Below are 23985 nucleotides of genomic sequence, written 5' to 3'. Positions count from 1 at the left end.
TTCACGACTCCTGGGCGGTCAGCTGTCCGATGAGGTCGATCGCCGCTTCGGCGATCACCGTGCCGGGGCCGAAGATCGCCGCCGCGCCCGCCGCGCGCAGCTCTTCGTAGTCCTGCGGCGGGATGACGCCGCCGACCACGACGATGATGTCCTCGCGGCCCTGTTCGGCGAGTTCCGCGCGCAAGGCGGGGACCAGCGAAAGGTGCCCCGCCGCCAGCGACGAAACGCCGATGACGTGCACGTCCGCTTCGATCGCCTGCCGCGCGACCTCGCCGGGGGTGGAGAACAGCGGGCCGACGTCGACGTCGAAACCGATGTCGGCGAAGCCGGTCGCGATCACCTTCTGGCCGCGGTCGTGGCCGTCCTGGCCCATTTTCGCGACCAGGATCCGGGGACGACGGCCTTCTTCCTCGGCGAACTTCTCGACGAGCTCGCGCGCCTGCTCGACGTTCTCGGCCTTGCCGACCTCCTCGCGGTACACACCGGAGATGGTACGAATCTGGCCGGAGTGGCGCCCCCAGATCCTCTCCAGCGAGTCGGAGATCTCGCCGACCGTGGCCTTCGCCCTGGCGGCGTCGATGGCGAGCGCGAGCAGGTTGCCGTCGGCCTTGGCGCCGGCGGTGAGCCGCCGAAGCGCGTCCTGCGTGGCGTCCTCGTCGCGTTCTTCGCGCAGCCGACGCAGTTTCTCCAGCTGCTGCGCGCGCACGCCGGCGTTGTCGACCTTGAGCACGTCGATCTGTTCGTCGTCGGTGACCTGGTACTTGTTCACGCCGATCACGGGCTGGCGGCCGGAGTCGATCCGCGCCTGGGTCCGCGCGGCGGCCTCCTCGATGCGTAGCTTGGGGATGCCGGCGTCGATCGCCTTCGCCATCCCGCCCGCCTGCTCGACCTCGGTGATGTGGGCCCAGGCCTTGCGCGCGAGGTCGTAGGTCAGCTTCTCGACGAACGCGCTGCCGCCCCACGGGTCGATGACGCGCGTGGTGCCGGATTCCTGCTGCAGCAGCAGCTGCGTGTTCCGCGCGATGCGGGCGGAGAAGTCGGTCGGCAGCGCGAGCGCCTCGTCGAGGGCGTTGGTGTGCAACGACTGCGTGTGCCCCTGGGTCGCGGCCATCGCCTCGACACAGGTGCGGACGACGTTGTTGTAGACGTCCTGGGCGGTCAGGGACCAGCCGGAGGTCTGCGAGTGGGTCCGCAGGCTCAAAGACTTGGAACTCTTGGGTTCGAAGCCCTTCACGAGCTTCGCCCACAGGAGGCGTGCCGCGCGGAGCTTCGCGACCTCCATGAAGAAGTTCATCCCGATCGCCCAGAAGAAGGACAGGCGCGGGGCGAACTTGTCGACGTCCAGCCCGGCCTCGACGCCGGAACGCAGGTATTCGACGCCGTCCGCGAGCGTGTACGCCAGCTCCAGATCGGCGGTCGCCCCGGCCTCCTGCATGTGGTAGCCGGAGATGGAGATCGAGTTGTACTTCGGCATGTTCCGCGAGGTGAACGAGAAGATGTCCGAAATGATCCGCATCGACGGCTGCGGCGGGTAGATGTAGGTGTTGCGGACCATGAACTCCTTGAGGATGTCGTTCTGGATGGTCCCGGCCAGTTTGTCCGGCGTGACACCCTGTTCCTCGGCCGCGACCACGTACAGCGCGAGCACCGGCAGGACGGCGCCGTTCATGGTCATCGAGACGCTCATCTTGTCGAGCGGGATGCCGTCGAAAAGCTGGCGCATGTCGTAGATCGAGTCGATCGCGACACCCGCCATGCCGACGTCACCGGCGACGCGCGGGTGATCGGAGTCGTAACCGCGGTGTGTCGCGAGGTCGAAGGCGACCGAGAGACCCTTCTGCCCGGCAGCGAGGTTCCGGCGGTAGAAGGCGTTCGACTCCTCGGCGGTGGAGAAACCCGCGTACTGGCGGATGGTCCACGGCTGGTTGACGTACATCGTCGGGTACGGGCCGCGCAGATACGGCGCGATGCCAGGATAGGTGCCGAGGAAGTCCACTCCGGACAGATCGTCGGCGGTGTAGACCGGCTTGACGCCGATGCCTTCCGGCGTCTCCCACGCGAGCGCGTCGGGGCCCTTTCCGGTGGCGGCGTGCAGCGCTTCGGTCCACTGAGGACGGTCGCCCGGCTCGGGAGAACCGAGGTCGATTCCGGCGAAGTTCGGGATGGTCATCACTGCACTCCGAGCTCGTTCAACGTGCCGGTCAGGATTTCCAGGGCGTCGCAGCCCGTGAAGAGGTAGCCCGAGACGTCCGGGTGGTCGCCGGGTTTCCCGGCGAGAAGCACCGACGTGGCGCCCGCTTCCTTCAAGGCCTTCGCGACGCTGTCGGCTTCCTCCGCGTAGGAAGTGTTGCTTCCGCAGAGGCAGGCGATCTTCGTTCCGCTGGCCCGGAACTCCGCGATGACGCCGTCGATGTCCTCGGGGGCACCGGGGTTCACGGCCTCGATCCCGCCCGCTTGGAACAGGTTCGCCGCGAAACTCGCCCGCGCGGTGTGCGCCGAGACCGGGCCGAGCGTGGCGAGGAAGACGCGGGGACGGTTCGGATGCGCGTCCGACCGGTCCCGCAGGGCCTCGAACGCCTCGGCGTACCGGAGCCGGGGCAGACCGCCGTCCGGCAGGTCTTCGACGGCGTCGCGGACGACGGTTTTCTCCGTCAGGTTGGGGAATTCGCTGACGCCGGTGATCGGATCGCGACGGGTCGCGATCCGCTTCGACCGCTTCTCCCAGGTCTCGGCCAGCCGTGTGGCGAGCGCACCGGAGGCCAGTTCCGCCTCGATACCACCTGCCGCCTCGATGGCGGTGAACTCGCGCCACGCGGCCTTGGCCAGGTCTTCGGTGAGGTTCTCGACGTACCAGGAGCCGCCCGCCGGATCGATGACACCGGCCAGTTTGGACTCCTCCAGCAGCACGGCGTGCGTGTTGCGCGCGATCCGCGCGGAGAACGCGTCCGGCTGGCCGATCGCGGCGTCGAACGGGAGCACGGTGATCGCGTCCGCGCCGCCGACCCCGGCGCCGAAACAGGCGAGCGTGGTCCGCAGCATGTTCACCCACGGGTCGCGCTGGGTCAGCATCGCGGGCGAGGTGACCGCGTGCTGCCGCATGCCCGTTCCCTTGCCACCGGACACTTCGGTGACCCGGGACCACAGGCGCCGCGCGGCGCGGAACTTGGCGATCGTGAGGAACTGGTCGGCGGTGGCGGCGAGCCGGAATTCGAGCTGCCCGGCCGCGGTGTCGACGTCCAGCCCCGCTTCGGTCAGCGCCCGCAGGTACGCGACGCCGGCGGCGATGGTCGCGCCGAGCTCCTGCGCGTCGGAGCCGCCCGCCTCGTGGAACGGCAGGCCGTCGGCGACGATCGTCCGCACCTTCGGGTGACTGACGGCGACCCGCGCCGCCAAGTCCGCGGCGGGAGCGAGCGGCCGCGGCGAACCGGTGCGCGCGGTCGACCCGATCGGGTCGGCGCCGAGGGTCGCGGTGACCGCGCTCGCCGGGATCTCACGTTCGGCGAAGAGGGCGAGCAACTCGTTCGCGGCGGCTTCGTACTCTTCGCCCGCGTCGAGCGTGACGGGCGCGAGGTCGACGTACACCTCGTTCAGCGCGTCACCAAGATCAGCGACGGGGACGCCGGTCGCTCCGGCGCGCAGCCAGATCGAGCTGACACCGCCTTCGAGATCGGCGAGGATCGCGGCGTTCGTGGCCTTCGCGTCACGGCGCGCGTACCGGGCACGGATGTCCCAGCCGGTCGTCACCGCGCCCTCGGGCCGCGCACTTCTCACGAACGGCGGAAGGCCGGGGAAACCCGTTCCGTCGACGGCGTCCTCGGTGGTGTAGAGCGGCCGGATCTCCAGGCCGTCATACGTCCGGGTGACGAGCTTGCTTTCGGGCAGGCCGTCGAAGGACTCGTCGATGGCGCCGCTCTTGCGCAGCACGCCGGCGACGAGTTCCCGCCACTGGTCCCGGCTCGCTTCCGGGAACTCCGCGGCGAGCTTCAACTCTTCGGGCGCGTCGGGCTCGCCGGGGGTCGGCACTGACTCCGTCTCGGCCACATCCGTCATAACCAACGATGCTAACGGCCCTCAACAGCGCTTACCTGTGACGCTAGTCGCGCCTGTTCACTCCGACAGGGCACGGCGCATAGGTCCGTCACGCGGGCATACGCCACAATTGGGCCGTGCCGTCCGACACCACCGAGCCCAGCGAGAGTCCCGGCGACGACAAGCGTGTGGTCGCCGGGCGATATCGGTTGCGCTCGGTCATCGGATCAGGGTCGATGGGTACGGTCTGGTCGGCCTACGACGAATTCCTGCACCGTCCGGTCGCGGTCAAAGAGGTCCGCCTCCCGCCCGGCGTCCCGGCTTCGCAGGCCGACGAACTGCGCGAACGGACCCTGCGCGAAGCCCGCGCGATCGCCGTCCTGAGTCACCCGAACGTGATCATCCTGCACGACGTCGCACGCGAGAACGACGAACCGTTCGTGGTCATGGAGCTGCTGCCGTCGCGCAGCCTCGCGCACATCCTGCGCGACCACGGGGCGCTGACGGTCGAGCAGGCGGCGGCGGTCGGTATCGCGGTGGCGTCCGCGCTCGAAGCCGCGCACGCCGCCGGGATCACCCACCGTGACGTCAAACCGGGGAACGTCCTGGTCGCGGGGGACGGCCGCATCAAGCTCACCGACTTCGGCATCGCGCGCAACGTCTCCGAAGCCACCATGACCCGCACGGGGATGATGCTGGGCTCCCCCGCCTACATCGCGCCCGAGGTGGCCTCCGGCGGCGCCGTCGTTCCCGCCGCCGACCTGTGGGGGCTCGGCGCGACGCTGTTCGCCGCCATCGAGGGCTCGCCGCCCTACGACGCCGACGGCGACCCCCTCGAAACGGTCGGGAAGGTCGTCAACGGGAAGGTGCCGAAGCCCGGACCCGGTCCGCTGGCCGACGTGATCGGCGCGCTCATGAAGAAGGAGCCGTCGAAGCGGATCACGCTGCGCGAGGTGCGGCGCCGCCTGTACCCGTTGCAGGCCAAGACACTCATCGACCTCTTCCCCGCGGAGCTGTTCCACACGCCCGACGGCAGGAAGACCACCGCGCATCTGGACGCGACCGACACCCAGGTGCTCAAGCCGGTCAAGTCGGAAAAGCCGGGCGAGGGCACGAGTTCGGAACTCGCCGCCGACCCCGGTCCGCTGCCGTTCCTGAACCAGCCCGCCGCGGCACCGGCATCCCCGGCCGAACTCCCGCCGATGCCGACCGTCACCCCGCCGCGGCCTCGCACGCCGGGCCGGTCCCCTGCCGCCACCGTGGTGCTGGCGCTCGCGTCGATCGTGCTCTTCCTGCTGGCCGCGGGCGGCGGGTTCGTGCTGGCCAGGACCGCAGGCGGACAGGACCTGCGGCCGCCCGAGAAGGTGCAGCAGGGCGACACCATCGTCACTCAGCCGCCGCCGAAACTGATCACGCAGCAGGGTGACGCCAGCACGGTGAACGGCCTCAAGGGCGGCCGGTTCAGCATCGGTGTGCCGGAGGGCTGGCAGAAGTTCGTCGCCCCGCACGTCACCAAGGGTGTGCCGAGCACCGTGGTGCAGTACGTCTCGCCCGACGGCCGCCAGGTCATCCGGATCGAGCGGCTGAGCGGTTTCCTGGCCGACAGCCCGCCGCCCGCCTACTTCAGCTGGCTGAAGAGCCAGCATCCGGAGATCGCCCCCATCGGCGGGCCGGCCACCGTCCCCGGCCGGGGTGACGGCAGCCAGCGGTACACCTACCGGACGACCGAGCGCGCCCCCGGCAACAGGGACTCCGTGACCCGCACGACGTACATGGACCTGTTCGGCGGCGGCACGGACCTCTGGATCCTCTCGGTGACCTCGACGATCGAGCAGGAGAACTCCGCGAAGACCGGGATCTTCGAGCCCGTGGCGCTGTCCCTCATCGTCGACGGCTGAACCCCACCATCGTCCATTGTGGACACGCCGTCCGGATAAGAGATTGCGTGTCTGCTTCCCAGCTGGCTAGGGTTCGGCCGGCTGCGACAGGGCAGGCCCATCGTCGATGAGGAGGTGTGCAGCACATGCGCACAAGTGTGAAGCCGTCGAACCCGACGTTCGTCCTCTCACGACGGAGCCGGATCGCCCCGCGCCATCACCTCGCCGATCGATACTGACCCACGGGATCGTCGGGCCGGAGCGACGGCCACCGCGTGAGCCTTTGCCATCGAAAGGCTTCACCCTTGAACCGTGAACAGATCTCCCGTATCGCCCACACCGATCACCCGATCAAGTCGCCGCTCGACGACGCTTCGGTCGATCGACTCCTCGACCGAGGGCTTCCCAGGGGCGACGAGCACGTCCTCGACCTCGGTTGCGGCAGCGCGGAATGGCTTTTGCGCGCCCTGGCCACGCGGCCGCACCTGCTCGCCGAAGGCGTGGACGTCTCCGAGGACGCCTTGGCACAGGCGCGCCACGCGGCGAACGGTCGCGGCGTCGCGGACCGCCTCGTCCTCCACCACCAGGATGCCGCCGGCTTCGTCTCGGCCCGGCGATTCGACCTGGTGATCAGCGTCGGGGCCACCCACGCTTTCGGCGGTCTGCTCCCTACCCTGGCCGCGGCCCGGCGGCATCTCGCCCCCGGCGGCCGTGTCCTGATCGGGGAAGGATTCTGGGATCGGACCCCGACCACCGAGGCCGTCGAAATGCTGGGTGAGTTCACCGACCTCGCCACCACAGTGGACCGTGTGGTCGCCGACGGGTGGACGCCGGTCCACGGCCATGTCAGCGCCCGCCACGAGCTGGACGCCTACGAATGGGCGTGCTGGGGGTCGCTGGCCGCGTGGGCACTCGACCGTCCCGCCGACCCGGACAGCGCGGAAGCGCTCTCGACGGCGAGCACTCGCCGGACCGAGTGGTTGCGCGTCTACCGGGACACCTGGGGTTTCGTGTCCCTGGTCCTCGGTCGTACGCCCGGCCAAGGCTGAATCGGCACGCCGCTGAAACCGCCCACCGGTCCGAAGCCGGACCGGTGGGCGGGTCACGGACTCCTTCGATCACTCGCCTTCGTCGGCCTGCGCGGCGAAGTACGCCTTCGAGGCACGCTGCTGTGCCAGCCTGCGCAGCACCGAAAGCAGCCTGTCGCCGAGAACGGTCTCCACGACGGCGATCTCGATGATCTGCTCGAGCGACTCGATCCCGGCGATCCCTTCCAGGTCCAGATCGGCGATCCGGTCGGCGATCTCGGCGTAGTCGTCGAGTTTGTCGAGATACCAGCCGTGCCCGACCTCGCGGATCGCGCACAGGACGCCGACCAGGGCCTGGACGACCAGGTCGTCGTCCTTCTTGCAGGGCCAGCCGCGGCGTTCGGTGAGGTCACGGACCGTGGCGAGCGCCCATTCCCTGGCTTCGTCGTCGACGACCTGCCGGGAGGTGGTGATGCCCTGCTGGGCGATGCCGAGGACGTGGTGGGGGCTCGCTTCCCCGGTGTCGACCTCGGCGAGCACCTCGCCGACCGTCGCGAGCGAAAGGCCGCCGACGTCCATCAGCGCCCTGATCAGCTTGATCCGCTGGACGTGCCCGTCGTCGTACTTCGCCTGGTTGGGGCTGGTCCGCTCGCCCGGCGGGACCAGCCCTTCCCGCAGGTAGTACTTGATCGTGGCGACCGGGACCCCGGCTTTTTCGCTCAGTTCGGCCATCCGCACGCGTGCCTGCTCCGATCTCGGGGACGGTTCCAGGGTCATCCCTGAAGATTCCTCAGGATGGATAGTTTAGCTTCCCATAACGGAGAGCTTGACTATCCGTTCCTGGAGGGATCCATGACCATCTTGACCGATCTCCGCGAGAGAACCCGCACCTGGCATCGGGGTTCCTATCGCCTGGCCCAGGCCTTCGCCGTGATCACCGTGCTGTGCGTACTCGCCATGCTGATCGACCAGCGGACGCTGAACGGCGCGCCGCTCTGGGCGAAGCCGTTCAAGTTCGCCGTCACCGCCGTCCTGTACTTCTTCACCTGGAGCTGGCTGGTCTCACTGCTGCCCAAGTTCCGGCGCACCGCGAACTGGCTGGCGAACGCGCTCGTCGTGATCTTCGCGGCCGAGTACGCGCTGGTGATCTTCCAGGCCGTCCGCGTCCGCGCGAGCCACTTCAACAACGCGACCCCGCTGGACAACACGATCTTCCAGGTCATGGGCGGAATGATCGCCATGCTGTGGATGGTCAACCTCGTACTGACGATCGCGGTCATGTTCGTCCGGCTCCCCGACCGCGCGACGGCATGGGCGGCCAGGATCGGCGCGATCCTCGGCATGATCGGGATTTCGCTGGCGACGCTGATGAGCGGTCCCACCCCGGACCAGCAGGCGCTGCTCGACGCGACCGGCCAGTCCGCGATGATCGGCGCGCATACCGTCGGCCTCCCCGACGGCGGCCCCGGCCTGCCGATCGTCGGCTGGAGCACGGTCGGCGGCGACCTGCGGATCCCGCATTTCCTCGGCCTGCACGGCCTCCAGGCGCTCCCGCTGCTCGCGCTCGCCCTGGGCGTCCTGGCCGCGCGCTACCCGCGGCTTCGCGACGACGTCCTCAGGCTGCGGCTCGTGGTGATCGCCGGCGTCGGCTACGCGGGCCTTCTCGCGCTGCTGACCTGGCAGGCACTGCGCGGCCAGTCGATCGTCTCCCCCGACTCCCAGACGCTGACCGCCTTCGCCCTGCTCGTGGCGGGCGTCGCCTTTAGCGGGCTAATCGCGATCGGGCGGCCGTCGAGGGACCGGGAGCCGGAGGACTCGCTGCGATGAGCGTCGAGACGCTGTTCACCTGGACCTTCCCGCTGGCGACACCGTTCTGGCTGCTGATGATCTTCCTGCCGGGCTGGTCGTGGACCCGCCGGATCATGTCCTCGCCGTGGACACCGCTGCTGCCACTGATCCCGTACTTCGTGCTCGCCCTCACGCATCTCGGTGAACTCTGGACGGCGGTCAGCCGACCTGATCTCGACGTGCTCAGCGCGTTCACCGGCACGCCGTACGGGGCGGCCGCGATCTGGGCCCATCTGATCGCCTTCGACCTGTTCATCGCCCGCTGGATGTACCTCGAATCCCGCGAGCACCGGATCCATCCGCTGGTGACCGGCCCGATACTGGCGCTCACGATCTTCCTGTCCCCGTTCGGGCTGGTGGCGTTCCTGCTCGTGCGAACCGTCCGGATACGCTCGTCGCATGAGTGAGAACGAGGTCGCGGCGGCCGCCGCCATCGCCGAGCGCACCGGCGTCGAGAAGCACGACATCGCCGTCGTGCTCGGTTCGGGCTGGCGCCCGGCGGCGGACGTCATCGGGGAGCCCGAGGCGGAGATCCCGCTGGGCGAACTGCCCGGATTCGTCGCACCGGGCGCGGTCGGGCACGGGGGAACCGTCCGGTCGGTCCGCGTCGGCGAGAAGCGCGCACTGATCCTGCTGGGCCGCACGCATTTCTACGAGGGCAAGGGCATCGACCCGGTCGTGCACAACGTGCGCACCGCCGCGGCGGCGGGCGCCAGGACGGTGCTGCTGACCAACGCCGCGGGCGGTCTGCGCGAGGGCTTCCGTGTCGGACAGCCGGTGCTGATCTCCGACCACCTGAACCTGACCGCGCGTTCGCCGATCGTCGGCGCGAACTTCGTCGACCTGACGGATCTCTACTCGAAGCGGCTGCGCGACATCGCGCGCGAAATCGACGCTTCGCTGGAAGAGGGTGTCTACGCGGGGCTGACCGGACCGCATTTCGAGACGCCGGCGGAGATCCACATGCTGCGGACGCTCGGCGCCGACCTCGTCGGCATGTCGACGGTGCTGGAGGCCATCGCCGCCCGCGCCGCCGGGGTCGAGGTGTTCGGGCTTTCGCTGGTGACCAACCTGGCGGCCGGGATGACCGGGGAGCCGCTGAACCACGAAGAGGTCCTCGAAGCGGGCCGCCAGTCGGCCACCCGTATGGGCACCTTGCTCAAGGAACTCGTCGCCCGCGCCTGAGAAGTGTCATGAAAGGGTCGTTCAGGACATTATTCGTCCTGAACGACCCTTTCATGACATCCGGAGAACTGATCCGCCCCCTGCGGCAGCGACGGCGAGCGGGAGCAGGGGATAGCGGTGACCATGACTCACCAGAGAAGTGAAGATCAATCGCACCCTCTCCAACGGGCCCGTAGGCTGACTCGGTGACGACTTCCTTGACCTCGGATCTCCGGGATCGGGCCTTCCGCTGGATCGCCGACGATCCGGACGACGATTCCCGCGTCGAACTGCAGAACATCCTCGCCCGCGCGATGGGTGGCGAAGCCGGCGCGACGGACGAACTCGCGGACCGGATGGCCGGTCCGCTCGAATTCGGCACCGCCGGGCTGCGCGGCCCGGTGCGCGCGGGCCCCAACGGGATGAACGTCGCGGTCGTCACGCGGACGACGGCCGGGGTCGCGGCCTGGCTGACCGCGCAAGGACATCCGGGTGGGGTCGTGGTGGTCGGCCGCGACGCGCGGCACGGTTCGGAGGCCTTCGCCAAGGCCGCGGCCGAGGTGCTGACGGCCGCCGGGTTCGCGGTGAAGGTGCTGCCCGGTCCGCTGCCGACACCGGTGCTCGCGTTCGCCGTACCGGAACTCGGCGCGGTCGCGGGGATCCAGATCACCGCGTCGCACAATCCGCCCGCTGACAACGGTTACAAGCTTTACGACGCGTCGGGTGGCCAGATCGTGCCGCCGTCGGACGGTCAGATCGAGCGGGCCATCGAAGCCGCTCTCCCGGCGATCAGCGTGCCGCGCGAGCCGGGCGCCGAGGTGCTGGGCGACGAACTTCGCGACGCGTACCTCGCGAAGGTCGCGCTTCTGCCGCGCGGCCCGGAGCGCGAAGTCAAGGTCGCCGCGACGGCGTTGCACGGCGTCGGCGCGGACACCCTGCGTGCGGCGTTCGAGCGCGCCGGTTTCGGCGATCTCCACGTGGTGGCGGAGCAGGCCACGCCGGATCCCGACTTCCCGACGGTCGCCTTCCCGAATCCGGAGGAACCGGGCGCGACGGACCTTTTGCTGGCGCTGGCGTCCGAAGTGGACGCCGATCTGGCCGTCGCGCTCGATCCCGACGCCGACCGCTGCGCGCTGGGCGTGCGCGAGCGGGACGGTTCGTGGCGGATGCTGCGCGGCGACGAAACCGGTGCGCTGCTCGGCTGGCACGTTCTGTCCACTGTAGACAGCACAAAGGATGCCGACCCGTTGGTCGCCACGACGATCGTGTCGTCGTCGATGCTCGGCGAGATCGCGAAGGAATTCGGAGCGCGCTACGCGGAGACGTTGACCGGGTTCAAGTGGCTGGTCCGCGCGGGCGAAGGCCTCGTGTTCGCCTACGAAGAGGCGCTCGGCCTCTGCGTGAACCCCGGTTTCGTACGCGACAAGGACGGCATCTCCGCCGCCGTGTTCGCCGCGGGACTGGCCGCTTCCCTGCGCGCGGCGGGCCGCGGGCCGCTGGACGTCCTCGACGAACTGGCCGTGAAGCACGGGGTCCACGTGACGGATCAGGTCTCGCTGCGAGTCACCGATCTCTCGGTGCGGGAGCGGCTGATGGCCGGCCTGCGCGCCGCTCCCCCGGCGTCGCTGGGCGGCACCGATGTCACGATGGAGGATCTGCTGCCCGACGCCGACGTCCTCCGCCTGACCGGCGAAGGCCTGCGCGTCGTCATCAGGCCGTCCGGAACCGAGCCGAAACTGAAGGCGTATCTCCAGGTGAAGGAACCGGTGTCCGGCGATCTCGCCGAGGCACACACCGCGGCGGACGCGCGGCTGGCCACGCTCCGGGCCGACATCGAGTCCCGGCTGGCCTGACCATGCCGAGATTGCTGATCGTCCACCACACGCCGTCGCCCTCGACGCAGGCGATGTTCGAAGCCGTGCTCTCCGGCGCGAACCATCCGGACATCGAGGGCGTCGACGTGGTCCGCCGCGCGGCGTTGGGCGCGACCGTGCCTGACGTCCTCGATGCCGATGGTTACCTGCTCGGCACCCCGGCGAATCTCGGTTACATGTCCGGCGCGCTGAAGCATTTCTTCGACACCGTCTATTACCCGTGCCTGGATTCCACGCGGGGACGGCCGTTCGGCTTCTTCGTGCACGGCAACAACGACACCTCGGGCACCGTGCGCGGAATCGAGAGCATCACCACCGGACTCGGCTGGGAGAGCGCGGCGTCTCCGGTGCTCGTCACCGGAGAACCGGGCAAAGCGGATTTGGAAGCCTGTTTCGAACTGGGCGGCACCCTGGCCGCCACCCTGATGCCCTGATCCCTCCACGCAATTCGTCACCTACTTGCGACAGCGATCGGCGCAAGTAGGTGACGAATTGCCCTGGAAAAGTAAGGGGCCTGTCACCGGAAGCCCTGGGGGTCGACCTCCGGCAACAGGCCTAGGCCAAGGGTTCGCCGTGATGGCGATCAACCTTGGCTGCCTCAGCGTACTACATCCGGCACGATCTTGTGCACCCGCCCGGAAAAACGCCTCTCACTCCGGCGTCCGTGCACCCCCAGGGCACGGATTCCGGAGCAAGAGGCCGGGACGCGGTACGAAACCGCTTGACAACTGTAAACCACTGCATACGTAGGCTGTCAACAGCTGCGGACAGGTCGAATCGCGTTACACTCCCACTACGGAACGGGACCTTGGAACGGATGGGGGGTCATGTCGCCGTACCAGACCTTCGCCCAGAAACTGAGCGCGCTGATCGATTCGGCGCGCGCGAACGAAGGCGCCCCGCACAGCTATCGCGAGCTGTCCGCGGCGATCGATCGCGCCGGCGGGCCCACCATGTCGCCCGCGTACCTTCAGCAGCTCGCCACGGGCAAACGCGTCAATCCGAAGATCCACTACGTCGAAGCGCTGGCGAGACTGTTCGGGGTCCCGATCACCTACTTCTTCGAAGATCAGGAACCGCAACCCGTCGGAGAGGCGAAGCTCATGGCCATGCGCGCGCAGGAGCTCTCCCCGCAAGGCCGTCGTCAGGTCATGGACCTGCTGGAACTCGTCGAACGGTACGAACGCGCCGAACGCGACCAGCCGGGCGAAAGCCGATGAAGGAACGGGAACTCCGCAAACGCTGCCGCAAGATGCTGAACAAGCTCGACATCGAACCACCGCTCGACGTCGGCGTGCTCTGCGAGCGGCTCGGCGAGCAGCGGGGCAGGCCGATCCGGCTGATGCCGTATCCGCTGGAGGTGCCGGGCCCCTTCGGCTGCTGGATCGCCACCGGTTCGGCGGATTACATCTTCTTCCAGCAGGAGACCACGAAGTCCCATCAGGACCACATCATCCTGCACGAACTCGGGCATATGCTCGCCGATCACCATCCCGGCGGCGACGCCGAACCCGCCGATTTCCTGCGCGGCCCGGCCACCGGCTTGGACAGCGACGCGGTACACCGGGCTTTACGCCGCACCTCCTACGATGAGGCGCACGAATGGGAAGCCGAGACCGTGGCGACCATCATCCTGGAATGGGCGTCGGTCTTGAACTACACGATTCCCCGTCGCGCCGACGACGATGACGTCCGCCGTGTCCAAGGCGCGCTGGGCGACCATCAAGGGTGGCTGTGAACTCGCTGTTCTCCCCTCTCAACGTCGTGGCGATGGTGCTGTTCGCGACCGCGCTCGCCTGGCGGATCTACCAGACGTACCGGGCGCCCCGGCTGCTGCCGAACTGGGCGATCACAATCACGATCGTCTGTGTCGCCGGTTCCTTCCTCGCCCAGCAGAAGGTGATCTCCGGCTGGCTGGACGAGCTGACCGGCAAAGGCACCGGACGCCTGGTCAACAACATCCTGCTCGCCATCGGGGTCTGCGCGCTGTTGATCGTGTTCCTCGGTTCCGCGCTGGGGCCGCGGAGGCCGGGGCGGGTGCTGTTCGAGCTGATCCCGCTGTCCGGCGCGATCGCGCTGATGCTGGTCGCGATGGCCTTCACCCCGCCGGAGGTGCGAGGACTCGCGCTGAGCCCGAAGCTCGTGCACGTGCCCGGGGTGGCGCTGTTCTACCTTGGCGCCGGGATCTACCTGATCTACGGCCTCGCCGCCTGCGCCTGGTGGATCTTCCGGTACATCCGCACCGCGGACCGCCATCTGAAGACCGGGCTGAAACTCAGTGCGGCCGGGCTGATCTGCCTTTCGGTCGGCAGTGTCTTCCGCGCGCTGTACATCGTGATCGCGTGGGCGTTCGGGCCGTCGATCCCACTTCTGCTCACCGTCGCCGTCCCGCTGGTGCTCCTCGGGATCGTGCTCTTCCTCGCCGGGATCACCTATCCGGGCGTCCGCGCGCGGTTCGCCGCGCTGCGACGCCGCCGCCAGCACCGGCGACACCACGACGAGCTCACCCCGTTGTGGACCGCGCTGGCCGGGATCTACCCGAACATCGTGCTGCGGACCACGCCTCAGGGACGGTGGGAGCGGTGGCGTCCGCGCACCGTCCATCGCCGGTACTACCGCCGCGTGATCGAGATCCGGGACGGGCTTGTCCAGCTGAGTCCCTATCTGGAAACCGATCTGACCGCGCTCGCCGCCGACGATCCCCGCGCGGCCGCGGCCGCGCTGAAGACGGCGATCGCCAGGCAGTCCGCGGGCGAGGAGACCGACGGGCGGGCGAAACTCGTGCTGCCCGGCGGCGCCGCGGACATCGAATCCGACGTGCGGCCGCTGCTCGCCCTGTCCGCCGCCGTCTCCGGGAGCGAAGCATGACAGCGCAGTTGCTGGTGACGGCGAGCCGGATCCTGCCTCGCCCGAGCACGCCGCTAGAAGACGGCGCCGTGCTCGTCGAGGGCGACCGGATCCTCGCGGCGGGTCTTCGCACCGAAGTCGCCCCGCGGGCGGCACCGGGCGCCGAACGGCTCGACTTCCCCGGCGCGACCTTGCTGCCCGGACTGTTCAACGCCCACGTGCACCTGGCGTTCGACGCCACCCGCGAGATGCTGCCGAACTTCCTGGCGAGCGAAGACGAAGCGCTGCGCGCAGGCGCCAAGGACCGCTTGGGGCAGCTGCTGCGCAGCGGCGTCACGACGGTGCGGGACCTCGGGGATCGCGACGCGCTGGGCGCGCGGGTCCGCGCGGAGCTCGAAGCCGAAGGCACCGCCGCCCCGCGGCTGTTGACCGCGGGATCGCCGTTGACCGTCCTCAAAGGACACTGCCATTTCTTCGGCGGCGAGGTCGCGGACGACGACGCGATCCGGGCCATGATCGACGCCAACGCGGCCGCCGGCGCGGACGTGATCAAGGTGATGGCCAGCGGCGGCCAGATCACCGAGGGCGGCGCGGACATGTGGGAGTCGCAGTTCGACGTCCGGGCGCTGCGCGTGATCGTCGAGCACGCGGCACGCCACGGGCTTCCGGTCGCGGCGCACGCCCACGGCGCCGACGCGATCGAGGCGTCGGTGGAGGCGGGCGTCCGCACGATCGAGCACTGCACCTGGATGACCGGGCCGCAGCGGCAGGACAGGCGCGAAGACGTCGCCAAGCGGATGGCGGCCGAGGGCATCGCGGCGTGTTCGACGAGCAGCCGCAACTGGCGGATGCTGGCCGAGCGCATGGGCGAGGAGCTCGCGAAGACCGTCTACGGCCGGCTGTCCTGGCTGGAGGAGCTGGGCGTCCCGCTCCTGGCGGGGACGGACGCCGGGCTGCCCGGTTCGGTCTTCGACGACCCCGTCGGCGCTCTCGAACTCTATGAATGGCTCGGTTTCGGACGGCGCCGGATCCTCGAGATCGCGACCGAGGACAGCGCCGCCGGCGTCGGCCTCGGCGACGTGACCGGGCGGCTCGCTCCGGGCCTGAGCGCCGACGTCCTGGTGGTCGACGGCGATCCGCTCGCCGATCTTTCCGCGCTCCGGAACGTCCGCCTTGTCCTTGCGCGCGGCGCGCGGGCCTGACTCCCGAAAGTGGGACGACAACTTTGGTGACAGTGTTTTAAAACAGTGTTATCGTTGCCTTCACCTCCAGCGAAAGGAAAGCCATGGAAGGACCGATCAGACTGTTCACGGTCATCGCGCTCGTTTCACTGCCGACCGTGATGTACGGCGGTTACGCGCTGATGGGCGTCCTGCGCGACAAGAAACTGACCGAACACCAGCGCGGGATGTTCCGCGCCGGGCACGCGCACGCCGGCGTCCTGCTGGTACTGGCACTCGTCGCGCTGCAGATCCTCGCGCGGACCGGACTCCCGGACACCGCGCTGTGGATCGTGTGCTTCCTGCTGCTGTTCGGCGTGCTCGCCCAGTCAGGCGGCTTCTTCCTGCACTTGGCGCCGGGTAAAGGCAAGCTCGGCGGCAGGGTCACCAGCGTCGGAGCGGTCCTGCTCGGGGCGGCGATCCTGACCACCGCGTACGGCGTGGCCTTCCCCTGACAAAAGCGGTGGAAACGGCTCGTTAAGCTTGCTGACGTGCCTGAATACCTGCCGACAGCCCCCGCCAAGGGGACCCGCGACTTCCTGCCCGCCGAGATGTCCGTCCGGACGCAGGTGTTCGGTCATCTCTACGACGTGCTCGAACTGCGGGGCTTCCTCCGCTACGACGGGCCGATCCTCGAACCCGCCGAGATCTACGAGCGGAAGTCCGGGCAGGAGATCGCGGACCAGCAGCTGTACACGCTGACCACCAAGGGCGGCGAGCGGCTGGCGCTGCGCCCGGAGATGACGCCGTCGGTCGCCAGGATGATCGCGGGCAACGCGAAGTCGCTGCAGTTCCCGGTGCGCTGGTACAGCCACCCGAACTGCCACCGCTACGAGCGGCCGCAGCGTGGCCGGGTCCGCGAGCACTGGCAGATCAACGCGGACATCTTCGGTTCGGACAGCGCGAACTGCGAGATCGAGATCTTCGAGCTCGTCCACGACATGATGAGCGCGCTCGGGGCGACCCCGGACATGTTCCAGGTGCGGGCCAACGACCGGAACCTGCTCTCGTCCGCGCTCACCGACATCGTCGGCGTGACCGCGGAGCAGCTCCCGCAGGTGTTCACCCTGGTGGACCGCTGGGAGAAGTCGGACCGCACGAAGCTGAGCGACACCGCGGCCGAGGCGGGCCTGACCGAGAAGCAGTTCGAGAAGCTGACCGAGATCCTGTCGTCCGGCGCGGCTTTGCTCGACGAGCTGCCGGAACAGGTCAAGGAGAACTCGAACCTGGTCAAGGTGCTCAACAGCGGTGCCGCGGACCTGGTCAAGTTCGACCCGATGATCGTGCGCGGACTCGCGTACTACACGTCGACCGTGTTCGAGGTCTTCGACACCTCGCCGGAGAACCGCCGGGCCCTTTTCGGTGGCGGCCGGTACAGCGACCTGGCTTCGCTGTTCACGTCGCAGCAGATCCCCGGGATCGGCTTCGGCATGGGTGACGTGACGCTGATCGACTTCCTGGACACCCACGGCCTCACCCCGAAGCCGCGCAGTGAGGTCGATGTCGTGGTGATCCCGGTGGTCGAAGAGCTCACGGACGCCTCGCGCGAGGTCGCGGGACGGCTGCGGAAGGCCGGTCTGCGCACGTCCACGCCCGTCGAACTCCGCAAGCTGGGCAAGGAGCTCACCCGGGCCGACAAGGCCGGGGCGCGGGCCGTGGTGATCGTCGGCCAGGAGGACTGGGACGCCGGGAACGTGACCGTCCGCGGTCTCGCGACCCGCGAACAGCAGACCGTGGCCGTCGACGGCGTGGTCTCGGCGGTCACGTCTTTAGTCTGACAGAGCCCTGCTCTGACAACGACAAAGCCGGCGCCCTTCGATCGGGCGCCGGCTTTGTCGTGTTCAGCGGGACAACAGGCGCATGGCCGCTTCGGGGTAGCGCTCCCCCGCGACCGCGTCGGCCGGGACCGCCTTCTCGATCGCCGCCACGTCTTCGGCGGTCAGCTTCAGACCGACGGACGCGACGTTCTCCTCGAGGTACTTGCGCCGCTTGGTGCCCGGGATCGGCACGACGTCCTCGCCTTGGGCCTGCACCCAGGCCAGCGCGAGCTGTCCGGCGGTGACGCCCTTCTGCTCGGCCAGCGCGCGCAACGCCTCGACCATCGCCAGATTCCGCTCCAGGTTGCCTTCGGCGAAGCGCGGCTGCGTCGTCTGACGGAAGTCACCGTCCGCGAAGTCCTCTTTGGACTTGAAGCGGCCGGTGAGGAAACCGCGGCCCAGCGGGGAATACGGCACCAGCCCGATGCCGAGCTCTCGGCAGACCGGGACGACCTCGTTCTCGATGTCGCGCGACCACAGCGACCACTCGGTCTGCACGGCCGTCACCGGATGCACGGCGTGCGCCCGCCGGATCGTCTCCGGACCGGCTTCTGACAACCCGATGTGCCGGATCTTGCCCTGTTCGACCAGCGACGACAGCGCGCCCGCGGTCTCCTCGATCGGCACCTCCGGGTCGACGCGGTGCTGGTAGTAGAGGTCGATGTGATCGACGTTCAGCCGCCGCAGCGACGCCTCGACCTGTTGGCGCACATAGAATTCGTCACCCCGGATCCCGCGCTTCGAGGGATCCTCCTCGTCGCGCACGATGCCGAACTTGGTCGCCAGCACGACCTGGTCCCGCTTGCCCGCCAGCGCGCGGCCGACCAGTTCCTCGTTGCGGCCGAAGCCGTACATGTCGGCGGTGTCGATCAGGGTGACGCCCAGTTCGATCGCGCGGTGGATCGTCGCGATCGATTCGGCGTCGTCACCTTGGCCGTAGAACTCGCTCATGCCCATGCAGCCGAGCCCCTGCGCGCCGACTTCCAGCGTGCCGAGCCTGCGGGTGGGCAGCATTGAACCCGTCATGATCTCTCTCGCAATTCTTTCGGTGTTACTTGCCGGCGGCGCGGGCGAGCCGCTCGGGATAACGCTCACCGGCGATCGCCTCGGCGGGCGCGGCCTTTTCGATGGCTTCGATGTCCACTTCGGACAGTTCCAGCTCCGCCGCGGCGGCGTTCTCTTCGAGATACTTGCGCCGCTTGGTGCCCGGGATCGGCACGACGTCGTCACCCTGGGCCTGCACCCAGGCCAGCGCGAGCTGTCCGGCGGTGACGCCCTTCTGCTCGGCCAGCGCGCGCAACGCCTCGACGATCGCCATGTTGCGCTCGAAGTTGCCCTCGGCGAACCGGGGCAGCCCGCGGCGCATGTCGTCCGCCGGAAGGTCCTTCACCGACGTCACGCTGCCGGTGAGGAAACCGCGGCCCAGCGGCGAGAACGGCACGACGCCGATGCCCAGCTCGCGAACGGTCGAGAGGATCTCGCCTTCGATACCGCGGGTCCACAGGGACCACTCGCTCTGCAGCGCCGTCACCGGGTGGACGGCGTGTGCGCGGCGGATCGTCTCGGCACCGGCCTCGGAGATCCCGGCATAGCGGATCTTCCCCTCCTGGACCAACTCCGCGAGCGCGCCCCAGGTCTCTTCGATCGGCGTGTTCGGGTCGACGCGGTGCTGGTAGAAGAGATCGATGTGGTCGACGTTCAGCCGTCGAAGCGACTCTTCGCAGCTCTGCCTGACGTACGCCGCGTCGCCACGAGCGGACATCCCGCCGTCCTTGTCCCAGACGATGCCGAACTTGGTCGCCAGCACGACCTGGTCCCGCTTGCCCGCGATCGCGCGGCCGACCAGCTCCTCGTTCGCTCCGGCGCCGTAGACGTTCGCGGTGTCGAGCAACGTCACCCCCAGTTCGAGGGCGCGGTGGACGGTGGCGATCGACTCCGTGTCGTCGTCGCGGACGCCGTAGGCCTGGCTCATCCCCATGCAGCCGAGCCCCTGCGCCCCGACCTCCAGGCCGCCGAGCCTCCTCGTGCTGATCACGCTGAAATTCCCTCCACGGTGGCTCCGGTGCCGAGCACCTTGCGCTCCACCTGGTCGTAGTGGTCGATCTTGTAGTCGAGGATGTCGAGGCACGTCTGCAACTCGGCGATCCGGTCGGCGACCGATTTGCGCTGGTCGACCAGGATCGCCTTGCGCCGCCCCGCGCTGGCCGCCCCGTGGTGGCGCAGGGAGGCGTACTCCCGCATCCGCTTGATGGGCATGCCGGTCAGGCGCAGCTTGGTCAGGAACCCCAGCCACCCGAGGTCGTCGTCGGTGTAGGCGCGGCGCCCCGCGGCGTCCCGCGCCGGGGGCTCGACGAGTTTGATGCGCTCGTAGTACCGGAGAGTGTCGATGGACAGTCCGCTACGTCGCGCGGCTTCCGCTATCGAGTAGCTCATGCGAACGACACTACGACCTGGAGTGCGCTCCAGGTCAACTCCGAATCCGAGCGATTGATAACAGCGTTGCGTTACCCTGGGCGCATGCCCCGCCCCAGGACACACGACGAGAATCTCCGGCTGAAACTACTGGACCGCGCCGGCGAACTCATCTCGGCCGACGGCCCGAAGGCACTGAGCCTCCGCAAACTGGCCGCCGACGTCGGCACGTCCACCACCGCGGTCTATTCACTCTTCGGCGGGAAAACGGACCTCGTCGGCGCCCTCTTCGCCGAGGGCTTCCGGCGTTTCGGCCGCCGGATGTCCGGGGTCACGCTGAGCGGCGATCCGGTCGAGGACCTGGTGCGGCTCGGCGTCGCGTACCGGGAAAGCGCGCTGGCCGACCCGCATCTTTACGCGATCATGTTCACGAAGTCGGTGCCGGGTTTCGAGCCGGTGGAAGAGACCTCCGAGCAGGCTCGCGCCACGATGGCGCCGCTGGAGGAGACGATCCGCAAAGCCATCGCCGACGGCGTCTTCCTCGACCTGCCGCCCGAGGTCGTCACCGTGGCGTGCTGGGGCTTCGTGCACGGACTGGTGTCGCTGGAGCTGAACGGGAACCTGCCGGAGAAGTTCACCGTGAGCACCGCTTACGAGACCGCGCTGCGGGCGAACGCCTCCGGCTGGCTGCGCCGGTGACCGGATCGCGTTTAGCGGGCTAAATGCGATCCGCAGGCGCGCTGAACCCCGCTCAAGTACATGAAGGACCCCTTCCTTGCGCCTAGCTCCGTGAAGGACCCCTTCATGTACTTCCCCATAGCGCGTGAAGCACCGGATCGCGTTTAGCGGGCTGAACGCGATCCGGCGGCGTCAGACGGCCCCGTACTGCCGGTCTCCCGCGTCCCCGAGGCCCGGCACGATGAAGCCGGAATCGTTCAACCGCTCGTCGATGCTCGCGGTCACCACCCGCAGCGGCAGCCCCGTCTTCTCCAGGTGCTCGATGCCCTCGGGCGCGGCGAGCGCGCAGATCGCGGTGACGTCGGTGGCGCCCCGGTCGGTGAGCAGCCGGATCGTGTATTCCATCGAGCCGCCGGTCGCGAGCATCGGGTCGAGCACCATCACCGGCCGGTCGGCGAGCGATTCGGGCAGCGACTCGAGGTACGGCGTCGGCTTGAGCGTCTCTTCGTCGCGGGCGAGGCCGACGAAACCCATTTGGGCGTCCGGGATCAGCTTGTGCGCCTGATCCGCCATCCCGAGCCCGGCACGCAAGACCGGCACCAGCAGCGGCGGGCTCGCCAGCGCGTAGCCGTCGGTGCGCGCCACCGGCGTGTGGATCCGCTCGATCCGCACGGGCATGTCGCGCGTGGCTTCGTAGACCAGCATGACGGTCAGTTCGTGCAGCGCCGCGCGGAAGGCGGCGCTGTCGGTGCGCGCGTCGCGCATGGTGGAGAGCCTGGCCTTGGCCAGCGGGTGATCAACGACGTGCACATCCATGCCGGTCAATTTAGCCCGTCAGGCCTGCCGCGCGAACCAGCCGACCCAGCGGCGCTGCCACGGCGTCTCCACCGAACGCTTGTCGTGGTTGGCCCGCGCCCACGCCACCGCCTCTTCGGCGCTCAGCCCGGAAAGGGTGGCGAGACAGGACAACACCGTGCCGGTCCGCCCCACTCCGCCGTAACAGGCGACCTCTACGGCTTCGCCCGCCGCCGCCCGGGTGTGCAGATCGACGATCCGGCGCCGCGCGTCCGCCCAGTCCGTCGGCAGCAGGAAGTCGGGCCAGCGGATCCACGCCCGCTCCCAGTCCATTTTGTGATCGTGCTTCCGGCGCAGCTTCGCGCCGCCCAAATACAGGCCGAAATCCGGCGAAGGCCCCTCTGGCCAGGGGCGGCCCAGGCCCCGTCCGCGTACTTCGACCCCGTCCGGCAGCTCCACGGCGCCGGGTAGCGAGTTCCCCATCAACGGAGGATGCCACTGTCGACCATAAGATGGACGCTTGCCCCTTCCGTCGGCGCTAGGCTCCTCCAGGTGAGTGAAGAGCCGGCCCTGCCGGGCCCCGAACAAATGCGCATCTCCGACGCCGACCGTGAGCAGGTCGCGCAGGTGCTGCACGCGGCGATGTCCGAAGGGCGCATCACCATCAACGAGCTGGAAGAACGGCTCACCATCGTGTACGCGGCCAAGACCGTCGGCGACCTCAAGCCGGTCACCGCGGATCTGCCGCAGTCCCGTTCGGCGATCCAGCCGTCGGCGTCGCGCGCGCTCGGCCTGCCCGACGATCGCATCGGCGGGCATCCGGGCTCCGGCGCGTCGATCGCCGTCATGTCCGGCGCGTCACGCAAGGGCAGCTGGGTCGTCCCGCCGCAGCACAACAGTTTCGCGTTCTGGGGCGGCGCCGAACTCGATCTGCGGTACGCGCGGTTCGCCGAGAAGCATTCGACGATCACCGCGGTCGCGATCATGGGCGGGATCGACATCATCGTGCCCGACGACATCAACGTGGACGTCACCGGAATCGGCTTCATGGGTGCCTTCGAACTGGAGGACCGCGCCGGGACTCCCCCGGCGCCGCCGACCGCGCCGACGGTGAAGATCACCGGCCTGGCGTTCTGGGGTGGCGTCGTCGTGAAGCGGAAACCGCGTAAAAAGGACGTACCCGAACTGGACGCCTGACCTGAACTGGGGGGTTCGTCACATGCGCCGAAGTTTCGTCGCGATCGCTTGTGCCGCACTGCTTTCCGTCACCGCCTTCCCGGCGGTGGCCGCTGAGAAGACCGATCCGCGTCAAGCCGCGATGGACGCGGCGGTCGCCGCGGGCATCCCCGGCATGGTCGCCGTGTCCGACGGATTCCGCGGTGTCAGCGGTGTCGCGAACATCGACCGGCCGGGCAAGCCCGACGCGTCGGGCCGTTGGCGGATCGCGAGTGTGTCGAAGGTGTTCGTCGCGACACTGGTCCTGCAACTAGTGGCCGAAAAGCGCGTCGGGCTGGACGAGCCCGTGGAGCGCTACCTGCCAGGGCTGCTGCCGTATCCGGAGCCGATCACCGTCCGCCAGTTGCTGCAGCACACCAGCGGCCTCCCGCGCGATCTGGCTCCCGAGGATTCCTGGGCGACGGGGCCGGAGATCGACACCGAACGCTTCGAGCACTTCGACAGCGACGACCAGATCCGCCTGAGCGTGACGAAGCAGCCATTGCAGTTCAAGCCCGGGACGAGCTGGGCGTACTCCAACACCGGCTACAACGTCCTCGCCCTGCTGGTCGAGAAGACCACGCGGAAGCCGCTGGAACGCGCGCTCGCCGAGCGCGTCACCGGGCCGCTGCACCTGCGCGACACGTCGCTGCCCCGCGACTTCCCGTTCCTGATCGGCGCGGCCGCCCGCGGCTACGAGCAGCTGTACGACGCGCCGCGCGGCCTCACCGACGTCACCACCTACAACTACTCGCGCTACTACGGCGCGGGCGGCATGGTGTCTTCGGGCAAGGACCTCAACCGCTTCTTCGAGGCCCTGCTCGGCGGCCGTCTGCTGCCCGCGGACCTGCTCGCGCAGATGAAGAAGACGGTTCCCGCCGGCGGCATGGAGTACGGCCTCGGCCTGATGAAGGTCAACCTCAAGAGCGCGGGTATCTGCGCCGAAGACGTCACCGTCTGGGGTCACGGCGGCGACCTGCCCGGCTTCGCCACCCTCAGCTTCCGTGACGAGTCCGGCAAGAACATCTCCACGCTGGCCACCGTCGACCTCACCGCGTCGCCTGAGGCCGCGCTCAAGCGTCAGCTGCCGATGGTCAGCGAGTTCTGCGCGCCGGTGATCCCGGCCAAGGCCGCCGCCCAGGCCCCGGTGCCCAGCTTGTAGGCCGCCTACACTCACCCGT

The 23985-nt window shown here is 68.9% G+C and carries 24 protein-coding genes; 16 read left to right on the top strand and 8 right to left on the bottom strand.

The window, feature by feature from the left end; genetic code table 11:
* Nucleotide 1 precedes the first annotated feature (1 nt).
* Nucleotides 2-2170 carry a methylmalonyl-CoA mutase gene (gene scpA, locus DL991_RS37270; RefSeq protein WP_125788989.1) on the bottom strand — a complete coding sequence of 723 codons (2169 nt, stop codon included), beginning with the start codon at nt 2168-2170 and terminating at the stop codon, nt 2-4.
* Nucleotides 2170-4050, bottom strand: a complete 1881-nt coding sequence (locus tag DL991_RS37265) for a methylmalonyl-CoA mutase family protein (protein WP_125788988.1) — start codon at nt 4048-4050, stop codon at nt 2170-2172. Before DL991_RS37265 ends, scpA begins: the two co-directional genes overlap by 1 nt.
* Before the next feature lie 116 nt (nt 4051-4166).
* On the opposite strand from DL991_RS37265, the gene DL991_RS37260 reads away from it, so the two are divergent.
* Together DL991_RS37260 and DL991_RS37255 are read left to right on the top strand one after the other, a co-directional pair.
* Nucleotides 4167-5927 carry a serine/threonine-protein kinase gene (locus tag DL991_RS37260; RefSeq protein ID WP_125788987.1) on the top strand — a complete coding sequence of 587 codons (1761 nt, stop codon included), beginning with the start codon at nt 4167-4169 and terminating at the stop codon, nt 5925-5927.
* Between the two features lie 284 nt (nt 5928-6211).
* Nucleotides 6212-6955: a cyclopropane-fatty-acyl-phospholipid synthase family protein gene (locus DL991_RS37255; protein ID WP_125788986.1), complete on the top strand. Its 744-nt coding sequence runs from the start codon at nt 6212-6214 to the stop codon at nt 6953-6955.
* A gap of 69 nt (nt 6956-7024) precedes the next feature.
* Here DL991_RS37255 and DL991_RS37250 read toward each other — a convergent pair whose 3' ends face one another.
* Nucleotides 7025-7711 carry a MerR family transcriptional regulator gene (locus DL991_RS37250; RefSeq protein WP_233599216.1) on the bottom strand — a complete coding sequence of 229 codons (687 nt, stop codon included), beginning with the start codon at nt 7709-7711 and terminating at the stop codon, nt 7025-7027.
* A 75-nt stretch (nt 7712-7786) separates the two neighbouring features.
* Here DL991_RS37250 and DL991_RS37245 point away from each other — a divergent pair, with 75 nt between their 5' ends.
* From DL991_RS37245 to hisS, 11 genes are all read left to right on the top strand, one after another.
* Entirely contained in the window at nt 7787-8761 is a 975-nt protein-coding gene (locus DL991_RS37245) for a hypothetical protein (RefSeq protein WP_125788985.1), read from the top strand.
* Nucleotides 8758-9189: an ABA4-like family protein gene (locus DL991_RS37240; RefSeq protein WP_125788984.1), complete on the top strand. Its 432-nt coding sequence runs from the start codon at nt 8758-8760 to the stop codon at nt 9187-9189. The genes DL991_RS37245 and DL991_RS37240 overlap by 4 nt, the downstream gene beginning before the upstream one ends.
* Nucleotides 9182-9967, top strand: coding sequence for a purine-nucleoside phosphorylase (locus tag DL991_RS37235; RefSeq protein WP_125788983.1), 786 nt, complete (start codon nt 9182-9184; stop codon nt 9965-9967). Before DL991_RS37240 ends, DL991_RS37235 begins: the two co-directional genes overlap by 8 nt.
* 185 nt (nt 9968-10152) lie before the next feature.
* A complete protein-coding gene (locus DL991_RS37230; protein WP_199754225.1) occupies nt 10153-11799 on the top strand; it encodes a phospho-sugar mutase in 1647 nt (548 codons plus the stop codon).
* Between the two features lie 2 nt (nt 11800-11801).
* Nucleotides 11802-12254 carry a flavodoxin family protein gene (locus DL991_RS37225; RefSeq protein ID WP_125788982.1) on the top strand — a complete coding sequence of 151 codons (453 nt, stop codon included), beginning with the start codon at nt 11802-11804 and terminating at the stop codon, nt 12252-12254.
* A gap of 393 nt (nt 12255-12647) precedes the next feature.
* The gene (locus DL991_RS37220; RefSeq protein ID WP_125788981.1) at nt 12648-13040 is read left to right on the top strand and encodes a helix-turn-helix domain-containing protein; all 393 of its coding nucleotides are present in this window, start codon (nt 12648-12650) and stop codon (nt 13038-13040) included.
* Nucleotides 13037-13558, top strand: a complete 522-nt coding sequence (locus DL991_RS37215) for a hypothetical protein (RefSeq protein ID WP_034304696.1) — start codon at nt 13037-13039, stop codon at nt 13556-13558. The genes DL991_RS37220 and DL991_RS37215 overlap by 4 nt, the downstream gene beginning before the upstream one ends.
* Nucleotides 13555-14688, top strand: coding sequence for an MAB_1171c family putative transporter (locus DL991_RS37210; protein WP_125789091.1), 1134 nt, complete (start codon nt 13555-13557; stop codon nt 14686-14688). The genes DL991_RS37215 and DL991_RS37210 overlap by 4 nt, the downstream gene beginning before the upstream one ends.
* Nucleotides 14685-15869 (top strand): amidohydrolase family protein, encoded by a 1185-nt coding sequence (locus tag DL991_RS37205; protein WP_125788980.1) that lies wholly within the window; start codon nt 14685-14687, stop codon nt 15867-15869. The genes DL991_RS37210 and DL991_RS37205 overlap by 4 nt, the downstream gene beginning before the upstream one ends.
* A gap of 83 nt (nt 15870-15952) precedes the next feature.
* Nucleotides 15953-16342 carry a hypothetical protein gene (locus DL991_RS37200; RefSeq protein WP_125788979.1) on the top strand — a complete coding sequence of 130 codons (390 nt, stop codon included), beginning with the start codon at nt 15953-15955 and terminating at the stop codon, nt 16340-16342.
* Nucleotides 16343-16378: 36 nt separating this feature from the next.
* Nucleotides 16379-17665 carry a histidine--tRNA ligase gene (gene hisS, locus DL991_RS37195; protein ID WP_125788978.1) on the top strand — a complete coding sequence of 429 codons (1287 nt, stop codon included), beginning with the start codon at nt 16379-16381 and terminating at the stop codon, nt 17663-17665.
* 63 nt (nt 17666-17728) lie between these two features.
* Here hisS and DL991_RS37190 read toward each other — a convergent pair whose 3' ends face one another.
* Genes DL991_RS37190 through DL991_RS37180 form a run of 3 tightly spaced genes read right to left on the bottom strand, consistent with a single transcriptional unit; the run spans nt 17729 to nt 20137 of the window.
* Nucleotides 17729-18730 carry an aldo/keto reductase gene (locus DL991_RS37190; protein WP_125788977.1) on the bottom strand — a complete coding sequence of 334 codons (1002 nt, stop codon included), beginning with the start codon at nt 18728-18730 and terminating at the stop codon, nt 17729-17731.
* A gap of 25 nt (nt 18731-18755) precedes the next feature.
* Nucleotides 18756-19739: an aldo/keto reductase gene (locus DL991_RS37185; protein ID WP_199746255.1), complete on the bottom strand. Its 984-nt coding sequence runs from the start codon at nt 19737-19739 to the stop codon at nt 18756-18758.
* Nucleotides 19736-20137 (bottom strand): MerR family transcriptional regulator, encoded by a 402-nt coding sequence (locus DL991_RS37180; RefSeq protein WP_007032012.1) that lies wholly within the window; start codon nt 20135-20137, stop codon nt 19736-19738. The genes DL991_RS37185 and DL991_RS37180 overlap by 4 nt, the downstream gene beginning before the upstream one ends.
* Nucleotides 20138-20221: 84 nt before the next feature.
* Here DL991_RS37180 and DL991_RS37175 point away from each other — a divergent pair, with 84 nt between their 5' ends.
* On the top strand, nt 20222-20815 hold the full coding sequence (locus DL991_RS37175) for a TetR/AcrR family transcriptional regulator (RefSeq protein WP_125788976.1): 594 nt from the start codon (nt 20222-20224) through the stop codon (nt 20813-20815).
* A 171-nt stretch (nt 20816-20986) separates the two neighbouring features.
* On the opposite strand, the gene upp is transcribed toward DL991_RS37175, so the two are convergent.
* Together upp and DL991_RS37165 are read right to left on the bottom strand one after the other, a co-directional pair.
* Complete coding sequence (gene upp / locus DL991_RS37170) at nt 20987-21610, bottom strand: uracil phosphoribosyltransferase (protein WP_037332384.1); 624 nt, start codon at nt 21608-21610, stop codon at nt 20987-20989.
* Between the two features lie 18 nt (nt 21611-21628).
* Nucleotides 21629-22072, bottom strand: coding sequence for a protein-tyrosine phosphatase family protein (locus DL991_RS37165; RefSeq protein ID WP_199746254.1), 444 nt, complete (start codon nt 22070-22072; stop codon nt 21629-21631).
* Between the two features lie 105 nt (nt 22073-22177).
* On the opposite strand from DL991_RS37165, the gene DL991_RS37160 reads away from it, so the two are divergent.
* Nucleotides 22178-22786: a DUF1707 domain-containing protein gene (locus tag DL991_RS37160; RefSeq protein ID WP_125789088.1), complete on the top strand. Its 609-nt coding sequence runs from the start codon at nt 22178-22180 to the stop codon at nt 22784-22786.
* A 22-nt stretch (nt 22787-22808) separates the two neighbouring features.
* Complete coding sequence (locus DL991_RS37155; RefSeq protein WP_125788975.1) at nt 22809-23966, top strand: serine hydrolase; 1158 nt, start codon at nt 22809-22811, stop codon at nt 23964-23966.
* The last annotated feature ends 19 nt before the right edge of the window (nt 23967-23985 follow it).

It is taken from the genome of Amycolatopsis sp. WAC 01375, assembly GCF_003947325.1.
Lineage (GTDB): Bacteria > Actinomycetota > Actinomycetes > Mycobacteriales > Pseudonocardiaceae > Amycolatopsis.
Note: the sequence above shows the minus strand (reverse complement) of the source record. Positions and strands in the feature narration are given on the sequence as shown.